This is a genomic window from Azospirillum sp. TSH20 (genome assembly GCF_003115935.1).
Lineage (GTDB): Bacteria > Pseudomonadota > Alphaproteobacteria > Azospirillales > Azospirillaceae > Azospirillum.
Genome location: NZ_LGQU01000011.1, coordinates 19,801 through 37,393, shown reverse-complemented (window position 1 = coordinate 37,393; position 17,593 = coordinate 19,801). Strand labels below are relative to the sequence as shown.

Annotated in this window: 15 protein-coding genes; 6 read left to right on the top strand and 9 right to left on the bottom strand. The window is 68.9% G+C overall.

Annotated elements, in window-relative coordinates; all coding sequences use genetic code 11:
• Window positions 1–173: 173 nt before the first annotated feature.
• Window positions 174–1,574: a glucuronate isomerase gene (gene uxaC / locus TSH20_RS03390; protein WP_109073398.1), complete on the bottom strand. Its 1,401-nt coding sequence runs from the start codon at window positions 1,572–1,574 to the stop codon at window positions 174–176.
• A 298-nt stretch (window positions 1,575–1,872) separates the two neighbouring features.
• Here uxaC and TSH20_RS03385 point away from each other — a divergent pair, with 298 nt between their 5' ends.
• A complete protein-coding gene (locus TSH20_RS03385) occupies window positions 1,873–2,655 on the top strand; it encodes a GntR family transcriptional regulator (protein ID WP_109073397.1) in 783 nt (260 codons plus the stop codon).
• Between the two features lie 28 nt (window positions 2,656–2,683).
• Here the strand turns inward: TSH20_RS03385 and TSH20_RS03380 are convergent, their stop codons facing one another.
• From TSH20_RS03380 to kduI, 3 genes are all read right to left on the bottom strand, one after another.
• Window positions 2,684–3,055, bottom strand: coding sequence for a cupin domain-containing protein (locus tag TSH20_RS03380; protein WP_109073396.1), 372 nt, complete (start codon window positions 3,053–3,055; stop codon window positions 2,684–2,686).
• A gap of 66 nt (window positions 3,056–3,121) precedes the next feature.
• Window positions 3,122–3,880 (bottom strand): 2-dehydro-3-deoxy-D-gluconate 5-dehydrogenase KduD, encoded by a 759-nt coding sequence (kduD, locus tag TSH20_RS03375; protein WP_109073395.1) that lies wholly within the window; start codon window positions 3,878–3,880, stop codon window positions 3,122–3,124.
• Window positions 3,881–3,939: 59 nt separating this feature from the next.
• The gene (kduI, locus tag TSH20_RS03370) at window positions 3,940–4,776 is read right to left on the bottom strand and encodes a 5-dehydro-4-deoxy-D-glucuronate isomerase (RefSeq protein WP_109073394.1); all 837 of its coding nucleotides are present in this window, start codon (window positions 4,774–4,776) and stop codon (window positions 3,940–3,942) included.
• A gap of 232 nt (window positions 4,777–5,008) precedes the next feature.
• Here kduI and TSH20_RS03365 point away from each other — a divergent pair, with 232 nt between their 5' ends.
• Entirely contained in the window at window positions 5,009–5,479 is a 471-nt protein-coding gene (locus TSH20_RS03365; RefSeq protein WP_109073393.1) for a methylglyoxal synthase, read from the top strand.
• A gap of 15 nt (window positions 5,480–5,494) precedes the next feature.
• Here the strand turns inward: TSH20_RS03365 and TSH20_RS03360 are convergent, their stop codons facing one another.
• Window positions 5,495–6,253: a GntR family transcriptional regulator gene (locus TSH20_RS03360; protein ID WP_109073392.1), complete on the bottom strand. Its 759-nt coding sequence runs from the start codon at window positions 6,251–6,253 to the stop codon at window positions 5,495–5,497.
• A gap of 235 nt (window positions 6,254–6,488) precedes the next feature.
• Between TSH20_RS03360 and TSH20_RS03355 the strand changes: the two genes are divergently transcribed.
• The 4 genes from TSH20_RS03355 to TSH20_RS03340 are packed head-to-tail and all read left to right on the top strand — an operon-like array spanning window position 6,489 to window position 13,396.
• Window positions 6,489–7,769 (top strand): NHLP bacteriocin system secretion protein, encoded by a 1,281-nt coding sequence (locus tag TSH20_RS03355; protein WP_158281944.1) that lies wholly within the window; start codon window positions 6,489–6,491, stop codon window positions 7,767–7,769.
• A complete protein-coding gene (locus TSH20_RS03350; protein ID WP_247871326.1) occupies window positions 7,766–9,943 on the top strand; it encodes an NHLP family bacteriocin export ABC transporter peptidase/permease/ATPase subunit in 2,178 nt (725 codons plus the stop codon). Before TSH20_RS03355 ends, TSH20_RS03350 begins: the two co-directional genes overlap by 4 nt.
• A 4-nt stretch (window positions 9,944–9,947) precedes the next feature.
• The gene (locus TSH20_RS03345; RefSeq protein WP_109073390.1) at window positions 9,948–12,845 is read left to right on the top strand and encodes an NHLP bacteriocin export ABC transporter permease/ATPase subunit; all 2,898 of its coding nucleotides are present in this window, start codon (window positions 9,948–9,950) and stop codon (window positions 12,843–12,845) included.
• 8 nt (window positions 12,846–12,853) lie between these two features.
• Window positions 12,854–13,396 (top strand): cyclic nucleotide-binding domain-containing protein, encoded by a 543-nt coding sequence (locus TSH20_RS03340; RefSeq protein ID WP_109073401.1) that lies wholly within the window; start codon window positions 12,854–12,856, stop codon window positions 13,394–13,396.
• A 70-nt stretch (window positions 13,397–13,466) separates the two neighbouring features.
• Here the strand turns inward: TSH20_RS03340 and TSH20_RS03335 are convergent, their stop codons facing one another.
• Genes TSH20_RS03335 through TSH20_RS03320 form a run of 4 tightly spaced genes read right to left on the bottom strand, consistent with a single transcriptional unit; the run spans window position 13,467 to window position 17,316 of the window.
• Window positions 13,467–14,483 (bottom strand): ABC transporter substrate-binding protein, encoded by a 1,017-nt coding sequence (locus TSH20_RS03335; protein WP_109073389.1) that lies wholly within the window; start codon window positions 14,481–14,483, stop codon window positions 13,467–13,469.
• A gap of 46 nt (window positions 14,484–14,529) precedes the next feature.
• On the bottom strand, window positions 14,530–15,645 hold the full coding sequence (locus TSH20_RS03330; protein ID WP_109073388.1) for an ABC transporter permease: 1,116 nt from the start codon (window positions 15,643–15,645) through the stop codon (window positions 14,530–14,532).
• Window positions 15,642–16,514: an ABC transporter permease gene (locus tag TSH20_RS03325; protein WP_109073387.1), complete on the bottom strand. Its 873-nt coding sequence runs from the start codon at window positions 16,512–16,514 to the stop codon at window positions 15,642–15,644. The genes TSH20_RS03330 and TSH20_RS03325 overlap by 4 nt, the downstream gene beginning before the upstream one ends.
• A complete protein-coding gene (locus tag TSH20_RS03320; RefSeq protein ID WP_199231969.1) occupies window positions 16,504–17,316 on the bottom strand; it encodes an ABC transporter ATP-binding protein in 813 nt (270 codons plus the stop codon). The genes TSH20_RS03325 and TSH20_RS03320 overlap by 11 nt, the downstream gene beginning before the upstream one ends.
• Window positions 17,317–17,593: the final 277 nt, after the last annotated feature.

The window sequence follows — 17,593 nt, the reverse complement described above, 5'->3', positions numbered from 1 at the left end:
CCCCGCTCACGCGCAAACTTCGTTTGCGCTGACGCGACAGGCGGACCTTTGGTCCGCCGAAAGCGGGGAGAGGGTTAGGGTGAGGGGGGAGCGCGGCGGGACCTTTGGGAAAATCCTGCAGTGCATCCCCCTCACCCCGACCCTCTCCCCGGGGGGAGAGGGGGATTTAGGCGTTACAGCTTGTAGGCGTTCTTGGCGAGGCGGTAGGCGAGGTCGACGGCCAGTTCCGCGGCCTCGTCCTCGGCCAGCCGGTGTTCGGCGACCAGACGGGCGAGGAAGCTGCAATCGACGCGGCGCGACACGTCGTGGCGGGCCGGGATCGAGCAGAAGGCGCGGGTGTCGTCGTTGAAGCCCACCGTGTTGTAGAAGCCGGCGGTCTCCGTGATCATCTCGCGGTAGCGGCGCATGCCCTCGGGGCTGTCGTGGAACCACCAGGCCGGGCCGACGCGCAGAGCCGGGTAATGGCCGGCCAGCGGAGCCAGCTCGCGGGAATAGCTGTCCTCATCCAGCGTGAACAGGATGATGGTCAGGTCGCGCTCGTTGCCGAAGCGGTCGAGCAGCGGCTTCAGCGCCCGCACATACTCGGTGCCGCTCGGGATGTCGGCGCCCTTGTCGCGGCCGAAGCGCTGGAACACGAGGTCGTTGTGGTTGCGGAAGGAACCGGGGTGGATCTGCATGACCAGACCGTCCTCCAGGCTCATCCGCGCCATTTCGGTCAGCATCTGGGCGCGGAACAGCTCGGCTTCTTCGGCCGTGGCGCCGCCGCGGCGGACGATGTCGAACAGCTTCTCGGCTTCAGCGCGGGCCAGATCGGCGGTCGCCGCCGTCGGGTGGCCGTGATCGGTCGAGGTGGCGCCGTAGCTCTTGAAATAGAGGCGGCGGTCGGCCAGCGCGGCGAGATAGCCGTCCCAGGTCGCGGTGTCCTTGCCGGTGATGCGGCCCAGCTCGGCGAGGTTCTCGCGGAAGCCCTCGAACTCCGGATCGACGACCGGGTCGGGGCGGAAGGCGGTGATGACACGGCCCTTCCAGCCGCTCTCGCGGATCGCCTTGTGGTGCACCAGCGGGTCGAGCGGCGATTCGGTGGTCGCCAGAACTTCCAGGTTGAAGCGCTCGAACAGGGCGCGCGGGCGGAACTCCGGCTTGCGCAGGCAGTCCTCGATCTGGTCATAGATGCGGTCGGCGCTGGCGGCGCTCAGACGCTCGGTGACGCCGAACACCGTCTCGAAGGCGTGGGTCAGCCACATCGAGGTGGGCGTGCCGCGGAACAGGTGCCAGTTGCTGGCCAGCAGGCGCCAGATGGCGCGCGAATCGGTCGAGGTCTCGCCACCATCCTTGCGCGGAACACCCAGCTGCTCCAGCGGAATTCCCTGGCTGTAGAGCATGCGGAATGCATAATGGTCGGGCTTGACGAACAGGCTGGCCGGGTCGGGGAACGCCTCGTCCTTCGCGAACCAGGACGGATCGGTGTGGCCGTGCGGGCTGACGATCGGCAGGGCGGCGACTTCGCCATACAGGCGGCGCGCGATGTCGCGTTGCGTCGGGTCGCTCGGGAAAAGACGGTCGGGGTGAAGCATCGGAAGCCTCTACGCTGCAAGAGATGGGCAAAAGCAGGGTGGGGAAAAGGCGGGGTCCGTGCGGGGGACCGTCCCTACCGGCTGGTCGTATAATATTAATATATCAGATTAGATTGCAAGCCCAATCGTTCCCATTTCGCGGCATCGGTGCCGGTGCGGCCTGCGCCCAGTCGCCGCACCCGATCCGTTTGAGAGGGTGGCGATGGATTTGACCTTGATGAAGGGGGACGGGTAGATTGACGGGTATGACGAACATCCCACGGGCGGCGGTGCGCTGCCCGGATACATGCCTGCCGGAATGGAGCCATCGGTGAAGAAGGTCGCGACGACAGAGGATGAAGGCGGCCTGGTCTCCGCAACCGTGCGCCGTGCGGCGGCCCCGGCCGCGGCGGTCCGTCCGCCGCGCCGCGCCGCGACCGTGGCGTCGCGCATCTACCGCGATCTGCGGGCGGAGATCGTCTCGCTGAAGCGCAAGCCCGGCGACGCCATCGCCGAGAAGCAGATCGCCGAGGCCTATGGCGTCAGCCGCACGCCGGTGCGCGAGGCGGTGCTGAAGCTGGCCGACGAGGGTCTGATCGAGATTTTCCCGCAGTCCGGCACCTTCGTGTCGCGCATCCCGCTGGACGCCCTGCCGGAGGCCTTCGCCATCCGCAAGGCGCTGGAGGAGGCGACGGTGCGCTATGCGGCGGCGCGGGCCAGCCGCAGCCAGATCGCCGCGCTCCGCGCCAATCTGGAATTGCAGCGGGAGATGCAGGAAACCGCCAACTATGAAGGGTTCCATCAGGCCGACGAGGCGTTCCACGCGCTGATCGCGGAGATCGCCGGCTATCCCGGATTCTGGACGCTGATCCAGCAGACCAAGGTGCAGATCGACCGCTACCGTCTGCTGACCCTGCCGGTGCGCGGCCGCATCGCCGAGGTGATCGCGGAGCATGCCGCCATCCTCGAAGCGGTGGCGGCCAACGATCCCGCGGCCGCCATCAAGGCGCTGGACGACCATCTGGACGACCTGCAGATCTCGATCGCCGACATCCGCCGCGACTATCCGCGTTACTTCACCGCGCCCGGCGATCCGGTTTAAGGGGCCGGTCTAAGAAGCCGTTTCGGGCCTACTTCGCGTCGGCTTCCGCGGCGTAGGCCACCGGCTCGCCCAGGAAGTCCTCGCGGATCGGCGTGAAGATGTCGAGCAGCACGCCCGGCTCCAGCGCGACCACGCCATGCAGGATGTTGGACGGCACCATATAGCCGTCGCCGGCGTTCAGGCGCTGGGTGCGGCCGTCGATGGTGACGTCGAAGGACCCCTTCTCCACCACGGCGCATTGGACATGGGGATGGCGATGCTGCGCGCCGATGGCGCCGGCCTCGAACTCCACCCGCACCATCATCATCGTGTCGTTGTAGCCGAGAATCTTGCGGCGCACGCCGTCGCCGAGATCCTGCCACGGAATATCGCCCGCGGTCACGAACACGTCGGTGGTCATCCCTTGATTTCCTCCCCCAATGGAAAGCCCTCCTCCGCCCGTGAGAGGCGGGGAGGGCCGTCATCGTCAGCGCGCCAGCCAGCCGCCGTCGACGGGCAGGATGGTGCCGTGGATGTAGTCGGCGGCTTCCGACGCCAGGAACACCGCCGGGCCGCCGATGTCGGACGGCACGCTCCAGCGGCCGGCCGGGATGCGGCCGAGGATCTCGGCGCTGCGGCTCTCGTCGGCGCGTAGCGCCGCGGTGTTGTTGGTGGCGACATAGCCCGGCGCGATGGCATTCACGTTGATGCCCTTGCCGGCCCACTCGCAGGCCAGAAGCTTGGTGATGCCGGCGACGCCGCTCTTGGAGGCGGTGTAGGACGGCACGCGGATGCCGCCCTGGAAGGACAGCATGGACGCGATGTTGATGATCTTGCCCTTGCGGCCTTCATTGATGGCGTAGCGGCCGAAGGCCTGGCAGAGGAAGAACACCGTCTTGATGTTGATGTTCATCACGAGGTCCCAGTCGGCCTCGCTGAAGTCGACGGCGTCGGCGCGGCGGATCAGCCCGGCATTGTTGACCAGGATGTCCAGCTTGCCGAACTTGCCGACCGTCTCCTCCACCAGCCCCTGGACCGGGGCGATGGAGGTCAGGTCGGCGTGGATGCCGTGGAACTTGCGGCCGGCCGCCTCGACCAGACCCTTGGTCTCGTCCAGCGACACCACGTCGACGGCGGCGATGTCGGCGCCGGCCTGCGCCAGCGCCACGGCGATGCCCTGGCCGATGCCGGTGTTGGCGCCGGTGACCAGCGCCACCTTGCCGGTCAGGTCGAACGAAATGCTCATGGTCGGTTTCCGTTCTTATGCGTTGGTTTCAAATCCGGGGTTTCAAATCCGGCGGCGCGTCAGCGCAGGCGGTCCATGGCGACGAAGTCCATGTCCGTGAAGTCCTGGTTGTCGCCGCCCATCGCCCAGATGAAGGTGTAGTTGCGGGTGCCGACGCCGGAATGGATCGACCAGGGCGGGGAGATCACCGCCTGCTCGTTGGCGACGACGAGGTGGCGGGTCTGCTCCGGCTCGCCCATCAGGTGGATGACGCGGGCGTCATCGGGCAGGTCGAAGTAGAAATAGACCTCGCAACGCCGGTCATGGGTGTGGCACGGCATCGTGTTCCACATGTTGTTCGGCTTCAGCACCGTCATGCCCAGCACCAGCTGCGCGGTGCGCACCACGTCGGGGTGGATCATCTGGTAGATGGTGCGCTCGTTCGACTGGGCCGGGTCGCCGAGATGCACGGCCTTGGCCTGACCGATCGAGATCTTCATCGTCTCGAACCGGGCATGGGCGGGGGTGCTGTTCAGGTAGAACTTGGCCGGCTCGCGGCGGTCCAGGCTCTCGAACGTGACGTCCTTGCTGCCCATCGCGACATAGAGCGCATCGCGCGGCGCCAGTTCATAGACGGCACCGTCGACGGTGACGCGGCCGGCGCCGCCGACATTGACCACGCCCAGCTCGCGCCGGTCGAGGAAGTTGGGCGAGCCGATCTCCTTGGAGGATTCCAGCTTCACCGGGCCGGCGACCGGCATGGCGCCGCCGACGACGAAACGGTCGATGTGGCTGTAGGTGAAGACGGTCTCGTCGGCCTCGAACAGGGTCGGGACCAGGAAATGGTCGCGCAGCGTCTCGGTGTCGAAAGCGCGGACGGCATCGGGGTGCGAGGCGTGCCGGACGGAGATTTTCATGGGGTGGTCCTTTCAAATCTGTGCAGCCGGCTGTCCGGCAGGTCTGGCGCCATCATACTAATATACTAGTAAGCAGAGCAAGGCTTAATGATGGAAATCCGGACATTTCATCAAACGGAGGGTGCGACAAAGACGCCGGGGGCGGTCGAACCGTGAAGGGGCGGGGGCGCCGCGTTGCGCTGGCGGCCATGGTAATATATTAGTGGACGGTCCTCGTCCGGAGTGTCCAATCATGACCACCCAGCCATCTGGCCAGCCATCTGGCCGGCAGCCCCGCAAGCGCATCGCCCTCGTCGCCCACGACGCCCGCAAGGCGGACCTCATCGCCTGGATCGGCGCCAACATCGCGGCTCTGGACGGCCACGCCTTCTGGGCGACCGGAACCACCGGCCAAAAGGTGCGCGACGCCCATCCCGGCCTGGACGTGACCCCGCTGAAGAGCGGTCCGCTGGGCGGCGACCAGCAGATCGGCGCGATGATCGCGGAGGGGCGGATCGACCTGCTGGTCTTCTTCGTCGATCCGATGACCGCCCAGCCGCACGACGTGGATGTGAAGGCGCTGACCCGGCTGGCGACGCTCTACAACATCCCGATGGCCTGCAACGAGGCGACGGCCGACATGATCGTCTCCTCCGCCCATTTCGCCAGCGGCTACGCCCCGCGCGCCGCCTGCTTCACGGCGTACGAGACGCGCAAGGTGTGAGCGCGTCCGCCATCCTCAGGCAGTGAAATACTGTGGATAAGTCTGCTGGACGTCGGCGATGCCCAGCTGCAGGTCGGTCAGGTGGTGGCGCAGTTCGCCCACCGCGCGGTCGGGGTCGCGGGCGGCGACCGCCTCGACGATGGCGCTGTGTTCGCCCAGCGCCTTGTCCATCCGGCCGGCGGCCGGCAGGGTCAGGTGGCGGTAGCGGTCGATCTGCCGCTTCACCTGCTGGGTCAACGCCCAGAAGCCGGGATAGCCGGAGATCTCCGCCAGCAGCGCGTGGAACGCCTCGTCGGCATCGTGGAAGCCGTCGAAATTGCCGGCCTCCTTCATCTCGCGCTGCAGTTCCAGATTGGCGCGCAGGCGGGCGATCTGGCTGCCGGTCGCCTGTTCGGTGGCGTAGCGCACCGTCGCCTCCTCCAGCGCGCGGCGGATGGCGATGGCCTCCGGCAGGGCGCTGAGAGGGATGCGGGCGACGAAGGTGCCGGACTGCGGGAACACCTCCACCAGACCTTCGTCGGCAAGCTTCAGCATCGCCTCGCGCACTGGCGTGCGGCTGACGCCATAGGCCTCCGCCACCTCCTTCTCGATCACCGGCTCGCCCGGTTTGCGGCGCAGCGAGACGATGTCGTCGCGCAGGTCGCGATAGATGGTGCCCGACACGGTGGCGCCGCGATGGGCGGGTCTCGCGGTGGCGCTGGCGGGCCGGCGACGGCGGCGGCGCGCCGGTGCGGCCACGGCCACCAAATTCGAATCGCCCGCATTGGAATCCATGGTCGTCCCGTTCATGTCCTTCGGCCTGATGCCGCAATTACTAATATATCGCTGCGCTTCCATGGGCGAAAAGCCTTTTGCCGCCGGAAATTCATGGCTGCCCGGCGACAGCTCCTGTGACAGCTTGGGACGGGCGGTTCAGCAGGGTTGCAATGGCCGGGCTGCTTGTTTCACTCTCCACAACCTACCCATACGTATACCCACCTTTACACCGCCCATTGCGAGCCCGATCCGCATGACCGCAGCGCCGACCACCCCCTCGCCGTCGGAACGGCTGTTCCGCAAGGCGGCGCTCGACCGCCTGTCGTCGCCGGAGGAACTGGACCGGCTGGTCACGCTGACCACGCCGCGGGGCTGGCTGGCCCTGACCGCGCTGCTGGGGCTGCTGGCGCTGGCTCTGGTTTGGGCGGTGGTGGGGAGCATCCCGACGCGGGTGACCGGCTCCGGCCTGCTGGTCAGCAGCGGCGGCCGGGTGTTCGATGCGGTCGCCAGCGCGTCCGGTGCGCTGGTGGCGCCGCTGGTGAAGCCGGGCGACACGGTGACCGCCGGCCAGCTGCTGGCACGCGTCGACAAGGCGGAGCTTGAACAGACGCTCGACCACGCGCGGGCGGTGGTGAGGGAGCGGGAGCAGGATCTGGCGCGCCGCACCAATCAGCTGGAGCGCGAGGCACAGGCCCGCCGTGCCAACTTCGCCGCCCGTCGTGCCGCCCTGAGGCAGGTCGTGGCCGCCGCCGAGACGCGCGTGCAGTTCCTCGACACCCTGCTGCGCGGGCAGGAGGACATCGCCAGCCGAGGCTTCACCACCCGCCAGCGGGTGGAGGATACGCGGCAGGAGCTGGCCGCTGCCCGCCAGAAGGTCAGCGACGCCAAGAGCCAGCTTCTGCAGATCGACACCGAGGAGCTGGACATGGCCAGCCGGGCGGAGCAGACGCTGACCGAGGGGCGCGACCGTGTCGCCGATGCCCGCCGGCGGGTGGACGAGCTTGCCCTGCAACTGGAGCAGGACACGCGGATCCTCAGCCCGACCGACGGGCGCGTCACCGAATGGAAGGTGGCGGAGGGCGCTCGCGTCGTCGCCGGTACCCCGGTGGTCAGCATCGAAAGCGGATCGCGCGGTCTGCAACTGGTGCTCTATGTCCCGCCCGAGCATGGCAAGAAGCTGAAGCCCGGCATGGATGTCCGCATCGCGCCGTCGACGGTGCGCAAGGAGGAGTACGGCACGCTGGTCGGCCGGGTCGCCGAGGTGTCGGACTTCCCCTCCACCCCGCAGGGCATGCAGGCGGTGCTGCAGAACGACCGGCTGGTGACGCAGTTCTCCGCCAAGGGACCGCCGTTTGCCGTGCGCGTCGATCTGGTGCCGGAGGCCGGCACGCCGTCCGGCTACCGCTGGTCGTCCGGCGGCGGTCCGGCGATGACCATCACCAGCGGCACCCTGGCCGAGGGCGAGGTGACGGTGCGCGAACAGCCGCCGATGGCCTTCGTCATCCCGGCCCTGCGCAAGGCGACCGGCCTGTGAGCGCAAAGCCGCCGGTTCGCAAACAGACCCGCGTGCGCACGCCCACCCTGCTGCAGATGGAGGCGGTGGAGTGCGGCGCCGCCTCGCTCGGCATCGTCCTGGCCCATTTCGGCCGCTGGGTGCCGCTGGAGGAGCTGCGCGTCGCCTGCGGCGTGTCGCGCGACGGCAGCAAGGCCAGCAATCTGCTGCGCGCGGCGCGGCGCTATGGCTTGACCGCCAAGGGCTTCAAGAAGGAGCCCGACGCGCTGGCCGACATGCCCTGGCCGATGATCGTCCATTGGAACTTCAACCATTATCTGGTCTTCGAAGGCTTCAAGGGCGATCACGCCTATCTGAACGATCCGGTCACCGGCCCGCGCCGAGTCACCCGCGCGGAGTTCTCCGAGGCCTTCACCGGTGTCGCCCTGGCCTTCGAGAAAGGTCCGGAGTTCGTCGCCGGAGCGAAGCCGCCAAGCCTTGCCGGCATGCTGGGACGGCAGTTGACGCGGTCGCGCGCCGCGGTGGGCTTCGCGCTGGCCGCCAGTCTGGCGCTGGTGCTGCCGGGCATCGCCCTGCCGGCCTTCACCAAGGCCTTCGTCGACGAGGTGCTGATCGGCGGGCAGCGCAGCTGGCTGGTGCCGCTTCTGCTGGGGATGGGCGCCACGGCGCTGCTGCGGGCGGCGCTGACGGCGCTGCAGCAGTCGGCATTGCTGAAGCTGGAGACCAAATTCGCCATGGTGATGGCCAGCCGCTATGTCTGGCGGCTGCTGCAATTGCCGGTTCCCTTCTTCGGCCAGCGCCATCCCGGCGACATCGCCGGCCGGGTCGCCGCCAACGACCGGGTGGCGCGGCTGCTGTCGGGCGAGATGGCGACGGCGGCGATGAGCCTGCTGACGGTGGTCTTCTTCGGGCTGGTCATGCTGACCTACGACGTGGCGCTGGCGGCGGTGACCATCCTGCTGGTGCTGGGCAACGTGCTGTTCCTGCGCGGCGCCTCGCGCGGGCGGGAGGATGCCGGGCGGCGCCTGCTGTCGGAACAGGCCAAGCTGGGCGCCGTCACCATCGGCAGCATCCAGGCGATCGAGACGCTGAAGTCGGCCGGGCTGGAGGGGCAGGCGTTCGAGCGCTGGGCCGGCTATCAGGCCCGGCTGTTGTCGGTGCGCCAGACGCTGGGGGTTCATTCGGCGATGCTGACGGTGGCGCCGACCTTCCTCAATGCGCTGGGCACGGCGGCGATCCTGGGGCTGGGCGCGGTGCGGGTGATGGACGGGGCGCTGACCGTCGGCGCGCTGGTGGCGTTCCAGAGCCTTGCGGCCAGCTTTTCCGAGCCGGTTGCCAAGCTGGTCGGCATGGGCGGGACGCTGCAGCGGGTGAAGGCCGACCTGCAGCGGCTGAACGACACGCTGAACCATGCGCCCGACCCGCAGTCCGGTCTCGCCGCCGAGGGGGCGGAGGTTGCGGATGGGCCGGCGCGGCTGAGCGGAGGGGTGGAACTGGTCGACGTGTCCTTCGGCTACAGCGTGCTCGACCCGCCGCTGATCGAGGGGCTGTCGCTGGCGCTGGCGCCGGGGATGCGGGTGGCGCTGGTCGGCGGGTCGGGCAGCGGAAAATCCACCGTCGGCCGGCTGATCTGCGGCCTCGTCCAGCCCTGGTCGGGGCAAATCCTGTTCGACGGGCAGGCGCCGGCGGAAATCCCGGTGGGGCTGCGCGCCGCCTCCATCGCCTATGTCGACCAGGACGTCTTCCTGTTCGACGGCTCGGTGCGCGACAACCTGACCCTGTGGGACCGCACGGTGCCGGAAGCGGCGCTGACCCGCGCGCTGGAGGATGCCGCCATCCTGGGCGAGGTCGCCGGGCGCCAGGGCCAGCTCGACGCGCCGGTCGCCGAAGGGGGCGTGAATTTCAGCGGCGGCCAGCGCCAGCGGCTCGAGATTGCTCGTGCGTTGGCCGGCAACCCGTCGATCCTGGTGTTGGACGAGGCGACGGCGGCGCTGGACGTGGCGACGGAAAAGCTGATCGACGACAATCTGCGGCGGCGCGGCTGCACCTGCATCATCATCGCCCACCGGCTGAGCACGATCCGCGATTGCGACGAGATCATCGTGCTGAACCAGGGCCGGGTGGTGGAGCGCGGCAGCCACGAGGATCTTCTGGCGCGCGGTGGCGAGTACGCCTCGCTGATCGCGGCGGGGTGAGGCGATGGACGTTCTGGACAGCCCCGCGACCCTGCATGGCCCCATCCTGGTGGAGGGTGGCAACCACCGGCCGCTGACGCTGGACGACCCGCGGCTGGGATGGCGGGTGGAGGACGGCTATGTCGACCTGTTCCACCTCGCAGGCGGCAGCGGCCGGCGCCGCCACCTGTTCCGGGCGGAAACCGGGGCACTGCTGTTCGGGGTCGGCATGCAGGCCGGCGCGACCCTGGTTGCGGTCGGGTCCATCGGCTCGCGCCTCAGCGGGGTGGAGCGGGAGGCGCTGGCCGGGGCGGAGGATTTCCTGCCCCATGCCGAAGCCTGGATCCTGCGCCTGACCGATGCCGCGACCGGCGGCGAGGCGGTCTGGCCAGACCGGGTGGCGGAACCGGGCGAGCGCTCGCTCGGTCCCGGCGAACGGCTGTATGCCGACCCGCGCCGGCCGCTGTGGCTGACGGTGACGGAGGGGGAGGTCGCGTGGCTGGGCGGTCCGCCGACAGGGGCCGGTGAGCCGCCGCTGCCGATGGCCGACCGCGCCTGGATTGAAAGTACCGCAGGGGCCGCCGTTTCGGTCACCGAGGCATGGCCCGACGCCGCCACGCTTTGGCCGGCCTTCGACCGCTTCCATGCGCTGGTGCTCGACCGCATCGGCAGCCGCGTCGCCGCCCAGGCGGACAGCGAGGCGAAGCGCGCCCTGCGCAGCCGGGAATCGGCACGGGAGTCGCTGGCCCAGGCGCTGGGCGGCCTGTCCGACCTCGTCGACGGGCAGGCGTCCGCGGCCGCTCCGGTCCTTGGCGACCCGCTGTCGGGCGCGCTGGCCGCGCTGATGGCGCATATGGGGCTGGAGGAGCCGCTTCCCCGCATCGATGCCGCCGGCAAGCCGGCCTCGGAAACGCTGGACCTGATACTGGCCGCGGCGCGCCTGCGCGGTCGCAAGGTGATCCTGCGCGACGGCTGGTGGCGCAGCGAAGGGGCGCCGATGCTCGGCTGGCTGGAGGAGGGCAGGGTGCCGGTGGCGCTGCTGCCCACCCCGGCCGGCTTCGACATGCTGGAGTCCCGCGGCCGGCGCCGCGTGACGCAGGCGGTGGCCGACCTGCTGGCGGCGGAGGCGCTGCATCTCTACCGCCCGCTGCCGGCCCGCGCGCTGGGTGCGGCGGAGGCGATCCGCTTCCCCCTGCGTGGTCTTGGCGGCGACGGGATGCGGCTGGGGCTGAGCGGGCTGGCGGTGGCGGTGCTGGGGCTGCTGGTGCCGGTCGCCACCGGCTTCCTGTTCGACAGCGCCATCCCGCGCGCCGATACCGGGCAGCTGTTCTTCATCATCGCCGGGCTGGTCGCCGCCGCCATCGGCGGCGCGGCGTTCGACATCGTCAAGGTGATGGCGGTGCTGCGGCTGGAAAGCCGGATCGACGGGGTGATGCAGGCGGCCTTCATCGACCGTCTGTTCGCCCTGCCGGTCGGCTTTTTCCGCCGCTACACCGCCGGCGACCTCGCCGACCGGGCGCTGGGGTTGCAGACCGTGCGCGAGATCCTGGCGGCGAGCACGGTGACCGGCCTGCTGGGCGCGCTGTTCGGGTCGATCAGCCTGGGGCTGCTGGCGATCTATGACTGGCGCCTCGCCCTGATTGCGACAGGCTTGGCGCTGCTGTCGGCGCTGGTGACCGCGGCGCTGTCCTATGGCCAACTGCGGCATGAGCGGGAGCATATCCGCCGACAGGGCCGCTTGGACGGGCTGGTGCTGCAGCTGATCGTCGGCATCGGCAAGCTGCGCGTCGCCGGGGCGGAGCCGCGGGCGATGGCGGAATGGGCGCGCGGTTTCTCGGCGCAGAAATCCCGCGCGGTGGCCGCCCAGCGCTACGGCAACGCGCTGGAGACTTTCCACGCCGCCTTCCCGACGCTGGCGACCATCGCGGTGTTCCTGGCGGTGGCGCTGCTGATGGAATCGGACGCCAAGCAGCAGGCGCTTCAAGCTTTGGCGGCGACGCCGGGGCAGGAGGCGCCGGCCGCCTTCTCCACCGGCAGTTTCCTCGCCTTCATCACCGCCTTCGGCCAGCTGCTGGCGGCGCTGACCGAGATGGCGCACGCCCTGACCAAGAGCCTGACAGTCCTGCCGCTGCTGGAGCGCGCCCGTCCGATCCTGGAGACCGCACCCGAGGTTCAGGCCGGCCGCGACGCGCCGGGTGAATTGCAGGGCGGCATCACGCTCAGCCGTGTCGGCTTCCGCTACGCCCCCGATGCGCCGCCGGTGCTGCACGACCTCAGCCTGTCGATCGAACCGGGGGAGTTCGTCGCCATCGTCGGCGCGTCGGGCAGCGGCAAATCGACGGTGATGCGCCTGCTGCTGGGCTTCGAACGGCCGGACCAGGGGGAGGTGTTCTTCGACGGCCGCGCCGCCGAACGGCTCGACCTCGCCGCCGTGCGCCGGCAGATCGGCGTGGTGCTGCAGAACGGGCGGATCACGGCGGGCAGCCTGTTCCAGAACATCGTCGGCACCGCACCGCTCGGGCTGGACGATGCGTGGCATGCGGCGCGGCTGGTCGGGCTGGACCGCGACATCGAACAGATGCCGATGGGCATGCACACGGTGCTGATGGACGGCGGCGGCACCCTGTCGGGCGGCCAGCGCCAGCGGTTGATGATCGCCCGCGCCCTGGTCCATCGTCCGCGCGTCCTGCTGCTGGACGAAGCGACCAGCGCGCTCGACAACCGCACCCAGGCGGTGGTGACGGCGTCGCTCGCCAAGCTCAGCGTCACCCGCGTGGTGATCGCCCACCGCCTCAGCACCATCCGCGACGTCGACCGCATCCTGGTTCTGGAGGCCGGGCGGCTGGTGCAGTCCGGGCGGTACGAGGATCTGATGGCGGTGGACGGGCCGTTCCGGACGCTGGCCAGTCGGCAGTTGCTTTAGGGGGAATGATGCGCAAGGTCCTGTATATCCTGGGCAATCTCAGCGACGAGGACATCGAGTGGATGGCCCGCGCCGGCCGGCGGCTCGATCTGGCCGGCGGGCAGGTGCTGGTGCGCCAGGGGGAGGCGGCGGACTCGCTCTACATCGTGCTGGAGGGCCATGCCACCGTCGATGTCGCCGGGGTCGGGACGGTGGCGCGGCTGGGCAGCGGCGAGGTGGTCGGCGAGGTGTCCTTCGTCGATTCGGCGCCGCCCTCGGCCACCGTGTCGGCGGACGGGCGCTGCATCGTTCTGGCGCTGGCCAAGCGGGAGATCGAGGCGCGGCTGCGCAGCGACGGCGGCTTCGCCGGGCGCTTCTACAAGGCCTTGGCGATCTTCCTGGCCGACCGCCTGCGCGGCACCGTCGACCGGCTGAAATACGGCAAGGGCCAGACGATGGACGCCGGCCGGATCATGGAGGACGAGCTGGACGAGGGGCTGCTCGATCAGGTCTCGCTCGCCGGTGCGCGGTTCGAGCGGATGCTGCGGACGCTGATGGCGGCGCGGGGATAGGGGGAGGCTGTATTGCCCCCACCCCGACCCTCCCCCGCTCTCGCAGGGGAGGGAGAAGACGGGCGATGCCTTACAGCTTGGCCGCCGCGTCGAACACCGCGTGGCTGTAGGCGCCTTCCGGCTTCTTCGAGATGACCGGGGTGGAGGCGCCCGACATCAGGATGTCCACCGTGCGGTTGAAGTCGGCCGGGTCGAGATAGCCGGTGCCCTTGGCGCCGCCGTCGATCAACTTGGCGACCTCCTGCATCATGGTGGTCTGGTGCTCCTCGGTCTGGGCGCCGGTGGTGTCGTTCTCCAGCACGATCTTCACCGCCTCGTCCTGGTTCTTGGCGGCGTACTCCCAGCCCTTGGCCGAGGCCTTCACGAACTTCGCCAGCTTCTCCACCACCTTCGGATCGGACAGCGCCTTTTCCGTGGCGTAGAGGCCATCCTCCAGGGTGGCGACGCCCTGGTCCTGATACTTGAAGACGGTCAGCTCGTCGGCCTTCATGCCGGCTTCGATCAGCTGCCAATATTCGTTGTAGGTCATGGTGGAGATGCAGCTGGCTTGCTTCTGCAGCAGCGGATCGACGTTGAAGCCCTGCTTCAGAACCTTGACGTCCGGGGTCGAGCCGGAGGTGGAATAGCCCAGCTTGCTCATCCAGGACAGGAAGGGATATTCGTTGCCGGAGAACCAGACGCCCAGCGTGTGGCCCTTGAAGTCCTTCGGGTCCTTGATGTTGGCATCCTTGCGGCAGGTCAGCATCATGCCGGACTTCTGGAACATCTGAGCGATGTTGACCAGCGGCACGCCCTTTTCGCGGCTGGCGAGCGCCGACGGCATCCAATCGACGATCACGTCGGCGCCGCCGGCGGCGATGACCTGGGTCGGGTTGATGTCGGGGCCGCCGGCCTTGATGGTGACGTCCAGCCCGGCGTCCTTGTAGAAGCCCTTGGCCGCCGCAACGTAATAGCCGGCGAACTGGGCCTGGGTGACCCATTTCAGCTGGAGCGTCAGCGGATCGGCGGCGGCGGCCGGCGCGCCCCAGCCGGCGAGGCCGGTGAGCGCGGTGGCGGCGAGCAGGACGGCGGAGGCAAGGGTCTTCATCGCGTTCGATCCTCTTCTGGCTGGAGTTTGTCTTGGCTTGAGGCGGTCAGCGTTTGCGGAAAGACGGGTGCCAGGCGGTGACATGCCGCTCCGCCAGTGCAAGCGCACCGTAGAGCAGCGATCCGGTCAGGGCGGCGACGGCGATGGTCGCCCACACGACATCCAGATTCATCCGGGCGACCTGGGTGGAGATGCGGAAGCCCATCCCCACCACCGGCGTCCCGAAGAACTCGGCGACGATGGCCCCGATAAGTGCCAAGGTCGAGTTGATCTTCAGTCCGTTGAACAAAAAGGGCAAGGCGCAGGGAAGCCGAAGCATCGCCAGCGTGCGCCAGTAACCGGCACCGTAGGACCGCATCAGGTCGAGCTGGATGCGCTCGGCGGATTGGAGACCGGCCAAGGTGTTGATGAGCATGGGGAAAAAGGTCATCACCACGATCACGGCGGCCTTGGACTGCCAGTCGAAGCCGAACCACATCACCATGATCGGCGCGATTCCCACCACTGGCACGGCGCTGGCGAGGTTGCCGAGCGGCAGCAGCCCGCGCGCCAGGAAAGGCACCCGGTCGGCCAGGATCGCCACGAGGAACCCGGCACCGCAGCCGATCAGGTAGCCGCGCAGGACGGAGGTCAGCACCGTTTGGCGGAAATCGTCCCACAGGTCGGCGGCATTGGCGGCAAAGGCGGTCAGCACGAGGCTCGGCGGCGGCAACAGGATGGTCGGCACCTGGAAGCCGCGGGTCAGGATCTCCCACAGCATGACCAGCGCCAGCCCGAACAGGGCGGGACCGGCCAGCCGCGCCGGACCGCTCACCCCCGCCAGCAGGGCCAGCACCCGCCACAGCAGCAGGGTGGCGCCGGCCATGGAGAGCCAAAGCCCGCCGGCCTGGGCGAGCGCGTGGCCCTGGCTCAGCAGCAGGAGCGGCGTGGCATAGGCGGCGGCGACTCCGGTCAACAGGAGCAGGGCTTCTCCCAGGGCGGAAGCGGGCAGGCGCCTCGCCAGAATGGTTGCGACGGTCAGTGCAAAAAGCCCCAGGGCTGCCGGTATCTGCGGCAGATACAGGGCGGTGCCGTCGAGCGTGGCGAAGGGCAGCAACGGGGCGGCCAGCATCACCAGCGGCCAAGGGGCCATGGCGGGGCGGGCTATTTTGGACCGAGTCATCGCGCACCTCCCCGGCCGCCCGGCACCAGCGCCCGTTCGGCGAGGCCGACGGCGGCGACCAGCGTGACGCTCAGCAATGCTGCCATCACCAGCGCGCTCCAGATCTGCACGGTCTGGCCATAGTAGGAGCCGGACAGCAGCCGCGCGCCCAACCCCGCCTGTCCACCGGTCGGCAACTCGGCGACGATGGCGCCGACGACGCTGGCGGCGACCGCGATCTTCAGGCTGGTGAACAGGTAGGGCAGGGAGGCCGGCAGGCGCAGCAGGCGGAAGGTCTGGGCGGTGCCGGCGCTGTAGGTGCGCATCAGGTCCAGCGTCAGCGGATCGGCGGAGCGCAGCCCCTTCACCATGCCAATGGTGATGGGGAAGAAGCAGAGATAGGCGGCGATGATCGCCTTGGGCAGCAGGCCGGTGAAGCCGATGTTGCCGAGGATCACCACGATCATCGGCGCAATCGCCAGGATCGGCACGGTCTGGGACGCGATGACCCAGGGCAGCAGGCTCGATTCCAGCGTGCGCGCCTGAACGATCCCCGCCGCCAGCGCCACCCCCAGCACCACCCCCATGCCGAAGCCGGCCAGCGCCGCCCCGGCGGTGACGCCGGTGTGGTAGAGCAGGTTGCGGATGCTGGTCACCGGATAGCCGGTCAGGGAATTGTAGAGGTCCAGCGCCACCTGATTCGGCGTCGGCAGGATCGGGCGCTTCATCGCCAGCGTGGCGCGGATCAGGTCGGCGGTCGTCCAGTCGTGGCCGGCGCGGTTCAGCGCGTCCGTCGCCATCGGCGCATTCAGCCAGACCGCACCGGCGTACCACAGCACCAGCACCGCCAGCGCCATCACGGCCACCGGCAGCGTCTTCTTAGTCGTCATAGCTGTGGCCCTCCATCAGCCCTTCGCGGACGCGGTGGGCGATGCGCTGGAACTCCGGGCTTTCGCGGATGTCGAGTGTGCGCTCGCGCGGCAGGTCGCGGTCGCAGTCGATGACGTCGAGGATGCGGCCGGGGCGCGGGCTCATCACCACGATGCGGGTGGAGAGGAAGACCGCCTCGGCAATCGAGTGGGTGACGAAGATGCAGGTCTTGCGGGTGCTCAGCCACAGGCGGGTGAGCTGAAGGTTCAGATGGTCGCGGGTGATCTCGTCGAGCGCGCCGAACGGCTCGTCCATCAGCAGCAGGTCGGGGTTGAAGGCGAGCGCGCGGGCGATGGACACCCGCTGCTGCATGCCACCCGACAGCTGCCAGGGGAACTTGCGCTCGAAGCCCGACAGGCCGACGAGGTCCAACTGCTCGCGGGCACGCTGCTGCCGCTCGGCCTTGGGCAGCCCCATGATTTCCAGCGGCAGCATGACGTTGCGCTCCACCGTCCGCCAGGGGTAGAGCGCCGGGGCCTGGAAGACATAGCCATAGGCGCGTTTCAGCCGTGCCTGTTCCGGCGTCATGCCGTTGACCGTCACCTCGCCGGAAGTCGGCTGTTCGAGGTCGGCGACAACGCGCATCAGCGTGGTCTTGCCACAGCCGCTGGGGCCGATCAGCGAGATGAAATCGCCCTTGGCAATCGACAGGCTGACGTCGCTCAGCGCGTAGACCGGATGATCGGCGGCCTGATAGGTCAGGGTCAGGTTGCGGATGTCGACGATGGTGCGCGGCGCGGGGTCTGCGCCCGGCGGAACCAGAGTGAGCGGTGCGGGCTGGGCGGCTGGCACGGCGGTCGTCCCTTCGCGTTGTCGTCTGTCGCGGGGGACGGGAGCAAGAAGCGAGCCAGATCGTGCAGTAGTGGGGAAGTTAGCGGGTAGTAGATTGATTTCACGAAGAGAAAACTTGTCCATTGGGACAGGAACTGACGGGACGGACAGTGGTCCGGCGGGTGTGCTTTGCGAGGAGCGCACAATTTTCGGGCTGAGGCTGTCCCGGTGGTGAATTTTAGGGCAGGGGATATGCCCTCTCCCGCCC

Excerpts from the sequence above, each read along its gene's own strand:
- TSH20_RS03380 (WP_109073396.1), bottom strand. The coding sequence starts at position 3,055 with ATGACCACCGACGTGTTCGTGACCGCGGGCGATATTCCGTGGCAGGAT.
- kduI (WP_109073394.1), bottom strand. The coding sequence starts at position 4,776 with ATGAAAATCTCCGTCCGGCACGCCTCGCACCCCGATGCCGTCCGCGCT.
- kduD (WP_109073395.1), bottom strand. The coding sequence starts at position 3,880 with ATGAGCATTTCGTTCGACCTGACCGGCAAGGTGGCGCTGGTCACCGGC.
- TSH20_RS03330 (WP_109073388.1), bottom strand. The coding sequence starts at position 15,645 with ATGACTCGGTCCAAAATAGCCCGCCCCGCCATGGCCCCTTGGCCGCTG.
- TSH20_RS03325 (WP_109073387.1), bottom strand. The coding sequence starts at position 16,514 with ATGACGACTAAGAAGACGCTGCCGGTGGCCGTGATGGCGCTGGCGGTG.
- TSH20_RS03355 (WP_158281944.1), top strand. The coding sequence starts at position 6,489 with ATGACCGCAGCGCCGACCACCCCCTCGCCGTCGGAACGGCTGTTCCGC.
- TSH20_RS03360 (WP_109073392.1), bottom strand. The coding sequence starts at position 6,253 with ATGGATTCCAATGCGGGCGATTCGAATTTGGTGGCCGTGGCCGCACCG.
- TSH20_RS03365 (WP_109073393.1), top strand. The coding sequence starts at position 5,009 with ATGACCACCCAGCCATCTGGCCAGCCATCTGGCCGGCAGCCCCGCAAG.
- TSH20_RS03385 (WP_109073397.1), top strand. The coding sequence starts at position 1,873 with ATGGAGCCATCGGTGAAGAAGGTCGCGACGACAGAGGATGAAGGCGGC.
- TSH20_RS03340 (WP_109073401.1), top strand. The coding sequence starts at position 12,854 with ATGCGCAAGGTCCTGTATATCCTGGGCAATCTCAGCGACGAGGACATC.
- uxaC (WP_109073398.1), bottom strand. The coding sequence starts at position 1,574 with ATGCTTCACCCCGACCGTCTTTTCCCGAGCGACCCGACGCAACGCGAC.
- TSH20_RS03345 (WP_109073390.1), top strand. The coding sequence starts at position 9,948 with ATGGACGTTCTGGACAGCCCCGCGACCCTGCATGGCCCCATCCTGGTG.
- TSH20_RS03335 (WP_109073389.1), bottom strand. The coding sequence starts at position 14,483 with ATGAAGACCCTTGCCTCCGCCGTCCTGCTCGCCGCCACCGCGCTCACC.